Annotated in this window: 4 protein-coding genes; all 4 read right to left on the minus strand. The window is 60.5% G+C overall.

The genetic code is table 11. The annotated features are described in order from the left end of the window. Nucleotides 1–37 precede the first annotated feature (37 nt). On the minus strand, nucleotides 38–1102 hold the full coding sequence (gene fba / locus A3754_RS17375) for a class II fructose-bisphosphate aldolase (protein ID WP_063520710.1): 1065 nt from the start codon (nucleotides 1100–1102) through the stop codon (nucleotides 38–40). A 140-nt stretch (nucleotides 1103–1242) separates the two neighbouring features. Then, nucleotides 1243–2406 carry a phosphoglycerate kinase gene (locus A3754_RS17380; RefSeq protein WP_063520711.1) on the minus strand — a complete coding sequence of 388 codons (1164 nt, stop codon included), beginning with the start codon at nucleotides 2404–2406 and terminating at the stop codon, nucleotides 1243–1245. Between the two features lie 73 nt (nucleotides 2407–2479). Continuing rightward, nucleotides 2480–3496, minus strand: a complete 1017-nt coding sequence (locus tag A3754_RS17385; protein WP_063520712.1) for a type I glyceraldehyde-3-phosphate dehydrogenase — start codon at nucleotides 3494–3496, stop codon at nucleotides 2480–2482. An 85-nt stretch (nucleotides 3497–3581) separates the two neighbouring features. Continuing rightward, nucleotides 3582–5479, minus strand: a 1898-nt coding sequence (gene tkt, locus A3754_RS17390; protein WP_063520713.1) for a transketolase, incomplete at its 5' end; no start/stop codon positions are given.

Consider the following 5479-nt stretch of genomic DNA (forward strand, 5'->3'; position numbering starts at 1 on the left):
CTACGTGTTACCTGCAGCGTGAAGCGTGCTGCCTCTCTTATTTAACCCGCGGGTCCAGATCACCGGACTCATAACGCTGGAACATGGTTTCCAGGCTGATCGGCTTGATCTTGTCCGCATGGCCCGCCGTACCAAAGGCTTCATAGCGAGCGATACAGATATCACGCATGGCGGTGATGGATTCTTTCAGGTACTTGCGCGGATCAAACTCGGCCGGGTTCTGGGCCAGGAAGCGACGGATCGCCCCGGTGGATGCCAGACGCAGGTCCGTATCGATATTAACCTTGCGAACGCCGTGCTTGATGCCTTCCTGAATTTCTTCCACCGGCACCCCGTAGGTCTCCGGGATTTCACCACCGAATTCATTGATGATGGCCAGCCAGTCCTGCGGCACTGAAGAGGAGCCGTGCATGACCAGGTGGGTATCCGGAATGCGCTGGTGAATCGCCTTGATCTGCTCAATGGCGAGGATGTCGCCGGTGGGCGGACGAGTGAACTTGTACGCACCATGGCTGGTGCCGATGGCAATCGCCAGTGCATCCACTTTGGTTTTCTTTACGAAGTCCGCCGCTTCTTCCGGGTCGGTGAGCATCTGTTCATGAGTCAGCTTGCCTTCCGCACCGATGCCATCTTCTTCGCCGGCTTCACCGGTTTCCAGCGACCCCAGGCAACCCAGCTCGCCTTCCACCGAGACACCACAGGCGTGGGCCATGTCCACGGTGCGACGGGTCACATCCACGTTGTAGTCGTAATCGGTGGGGGTCTTGCCGTCTTCACCCAGTGAACCGTCCATCATTACCGAAGAGAACCCCAGCTGGATGGAACGCTGGCACACAGACGGGCTGGTGCCATGATCCTGATGCATCACCACGGGAATGTGCGGAAACTCTTCGGTGGCCGCCAGGATCAGATGACGCAGGAAAGGCGCACCGGCATATTTACGCGCACCAGCAGATGCCTGCACGATGACCGGGGAATTCGTTTTGTCCGCGGCTTCCATGATGGCGCGCATCTGTTCCACGTTGTTCACGTTATAAGCCGGTACGCCGTAGCCGAACTCGGCAGCGTGATCCAGCAGCTGTCGCATGCTTACTAGTGCCATGATTTTTCCCCTTCGTTAATCCGTTTGCGGTGCGCCGCACCGCCTATACTTCGTCCATTACAGCCTGACGCCAAAGGCCTGACGCTTGACGCCTGTGGGTTTTAGCGTCAGGCATCTGGCGTCCGGCATCAGGCGTTTAATCAATCCTTCGCCCGTGCCTCGAGCATGGCCACCGCTGGCAGTACTTTGCCTTCCACGAACTCCAGGAAGGCACCACCGCCGGTGGAGATATAGCTGACATCATCGGTGATGCCATACTTGTCCACTGCAGCCAAGGTGTCACCACCGCCGGCAATGGAAAAGGCATCCGAGTCGGCAATTGCCAGGGCCATTTCCCGGGTGCCTTCACCGAACTGATCGAACTCGAATACACCTACCGGGCCATTCCAGATAATGGTCTTGGCTTCCTTCATCAACGCCGCCACGATGTGCGCTGTCTGTGGACCAATATCCAGAATCATGTCGTCGTCGGCCACGTCTTCCACCTTCTTGGTGACCGCCTCGGCGGACTCGGCAAATTCCTTGGCCGTCACCACATCCACCGGAATCGGAATGTGCACTTTCTCGGCAATTTTCTGTGCGGCAGGAATCAGGTCTTCTTCATAAAGAGACTTGCCCACCGGGTGGCCGGCCGCCGCCAGAAAGGTGTTGGCGATACCGCCACCGACCACCAGCTGGTCGACCACATCCGACAACGATTCCAGCACTTCCAGCTTGGTGGATACCTTGGAACCACCAACAATCGCCACCAGCGGTTTCTCCGGCGCATCCAGGGCCTTGCCCAGCGCATCCAGCTCATTGGCCAACAGCGGGCCAGCGCAGGCCACCGGTGCGAACTTGCCCACCCCATGGGTAGACGCCTGCGCACGGTGTGCGGTACCGAAGGCATCCATCACATAGATATCACACAGCGCCGCCATTTTTTGTGACAGCGCTTCGTCGTCTTTCTTCTCGCCTTTATTGAAGCGAACGTTCTCGCACAACACCACCTGACCGTCGGCCACCTCGACCCCGTCCAGCCAGTCCTTGACCAGCGGCACATCACGGCCCAGCAAGCCACCCAGATGCTCCGCCACCGGCTGCAGGGAAAACTCGTCGGCGTATTCACCTTCGGTGGGGCGGCCCAGATGGGACATCAACATCACCTTGGCGCCCGCCTTGAGCGCATGCTCGATGGTGGGCAAGGAGGCGCGGATACGCGCATCGCTGGTGACCTTTCCGTCCTTCACCGGCACGTTCAGGTCTTCACGGATCAGAACGCGCTTGCCTGCCAGATCCAGGTCGGTCATGCGTTTGAAGTTCATGGTGTTGCTACCTCGTTTGGCACCACCCTGTGCGGATGATGCTGTCGTCTCGGTTTACAGTATTTTTTAAGCGTCAGACGTCCGACGCTTTGGCCAAATCCGTCACCCAATCCAGCAGGCGGTTGGCATAGCCCCATTCATTGTCGTACCAGGCCACCACCTGCACCATATCGCCCTGCACCCGGGTCTGGGTCACGTCGACGATGGCGGATTCCGGGCGGTGATTGAAATCCGCGCTGACCAGCGGGGCGTCATTGTAGCCAATCAGGCCCGCCGACGCCGTTGCCTGTTGCTGCAGCCACTGGTTGAGACTGTCCTCATCCGGTGTCTGTTCCAGCCGCAAGGTCAGTTCCACCATGGCCACATTCAGGGTCGGCACACGGATAGAGTCTCCGTTGATGCGCCCGGCAAGGGTTGGCAACACCTGCTGCACCGCACCGATGGCGCTGCTGGTAGTGGGCACAATATTCTGTGCTCCAGCCCGACCCCGGCGCGGATCCCGGTGGACATGGTCCAGCAGGGCCTGGTCCGAGGTGTAGGCATGGATCTCTTTCATCAACACCTGCTGCACCCCGAAGCTGTCATCCAGCCGGGCCAGCAGAGGCGCGATACAGTGCGTGGTGCAAGACGCCGCCGACATCACCGTGCTGTCGTCCCGGACGTCTTTATGGTTGACGCCAAACACCACAACCTGGTCCGCCTGATCAAACGGCACCGCGCCGATGATCACCTTTTTGGCCCCCGCCTGCAGATGGCGGGCGGCTCCGGCGTGGCTGCGAAAGTGACCGGAGCATTCCAGCACCAGGTCCACGTCCATATCACCCCAGGGCAACAATTCCGGCCTGGGCTGCTCCAGCAACCGCGGTGCCTGCTGGCCAATGCGCAACATGCCTTCGATCAGCTCTGCTGGCTCCGCCAAACGACCGTGGGTGGTGTCATAGCGGGTCAGGTAGAGCAAGTCTTCCGGGCGGCCTTTGTCATTGATCGCCGCCAGCGTAAACGGCGCCTGCCAACCCGCGCCCTCGCGCTCAGCAAGGGCACGGACAAAGGAGCGACCGATACGGCCGTAGCCGTTGATGGCAATTCTCATAGCGGTCTGACGTCGGACGTCTGACGTCCGACGCTAACAGGGGTTGTCGTCCGACGTCTGACGTCCGACTTTCGACCCGTCTCTATCAAAGCAATGACTCCACCGCTTCCTGCACCGCTTCGGCAGTAATACCAAAGTGCTTGAACAGGTCACCGGCCGGGGCGGACGCGCCGAAGCTGGTCATGCCCACCACCTTGCCGTCCAGCCCCACAAAGCGATACCAGTAATCGGCGATGGCCGCTTCTACCGCCACGCGAGCGCGCACGGAGGAAGGCAGCACGCTTTCCTGATAGGCCGCATCCTGCGCCAGAAATTCCTCCACACAGGGCATGGACACCACGCGGATGTTCTTGCCGGTGAGAGCCTGTGCGGCCTTCATTGCCAGCTCCACTTCGGAACCGGTGGCAATGATGATCGCGTCGGGGGTGCCTTCACCGGTCTGCATCAAGGTATAGCCGCCTTTCTCGATCTCAGCCAGCTGCTCACTGCCACGTTCCATGCAGGGCAGGCCCTGGCGAGAGAAAATCAGCGCAGACGGGCCATCCTGGCGCAGCACAGCCTGTTTCCAGGACACTGCAGATTCCACCGTGTCACAGGGGCGCCAGGTGCGCATGTTGGGGGTCAGGCGCAGGTTCGCCAGCTGCTCAATGGGCTGGTGAGTGGGGCCGTCTTCGCCCAGACCAATGGAATCGTGGGTATAAACCAGGATATTCGGCTGGTGCATGATTGCCGCCATGCGCACCGCGTTGCGAGCGTATTCCATGAATACCAAGAAGGTACCGCCATAGGGGCGCAGGCCACCGTGCAGGCACAGGCCGTTCTGGATGGCGGTCATGCCGAATTCGCGCACGCCGTAGTGAATATAGTTGCCGCTGGCATCGTCTGCGGTGACCGACTTGCAGCCTTTCCAGATGGTGTTATTGGAGCCGGCCAAGTCGGCGGAGCCGCCAGCCAGTTCCGGCAGCAACGGGCCGAAGGCATCCAGGGTGTTCTGGCTGGCCTTGCGGGTGGCAACCTTCTCGCCTTTTTCCTGACACTCACGGATATAGGCATCGGCCTGCTCGGCAAAATTTGCCGGCAACTCGCTGGCCATGCGGCGCTTGAACTCCGCCGCCAGCTCCGGGTACGCCGCCTGATAGGCATCAAAACGCTGCTGCCATTCGCTCTGCGCTTTGGCACCGGCTTCTTTGGCATCCCAGGCATCCTTGATGTCCGCCGGGATTTCAAACGGGCCGTGCTCCCAGCCCAGCTCTTTACGGGTCAGGGCGATTTCATCTTCACCCAGGGCGGCACCGTGGGAGTCTTCCTTGCCCTGCTTGTTGGGGCTGCCGAAACCGATAATGGTCTTGCAGCAAATCAAGGTGGGCTGATCCGTGTTGGCGCGGGCATTCTCCACCGCCACGGTAATTTCTTCCGGGTTATGGCCGTCCACATTGGGAATCACCTGCCAGCCGTAGGCGCGGAAACGCTCCACGGTATCGTCGGTGAACCAGCCTTCCACTTCACCGTCGATGGAAATGCCGTTGTCGTCGTAGAAGGCCACCAGTTTGCCCAGGCCCAGGGTGCCAGCCAGGGACGCCACCTCGTGGGAAATCCCTTCCATCATGCAGCCATCACCCAGGAAGCAGTAGGTGTTGTGGTCAACAATGGTGTGGCCTTCGCGGTTGAACTGGCCCGCCAGCATTTTCTCCGCCAGCGCCATACCCACGGCGTTGGCAATCCCCTGGCCCAGTGGGCCGGTAGTGGTTTCGATGCCCGGCGCATCGCCGTATTCCGGGTGCCCGGCGGTGGCGCTGCCCAGCTGACGGAAGTTCTTGATGTCGTCCAGGCTGACACCGTAGCCGGTCAGATGCAGCAGGCTGTACAGCAGCATGGAGCCGTGGCCGTTGGAGAGCACAAAGCGGTCACGGTCAGCCCAGGTCGGGTCAGCCGGGTTGTGCTGCATGAAACCGCGCCACAGCACTTCGGCGATATCCGCCATGC

Source organism: Alcanivorax sp. HI0083 (genome assembly GCF_001635175.1).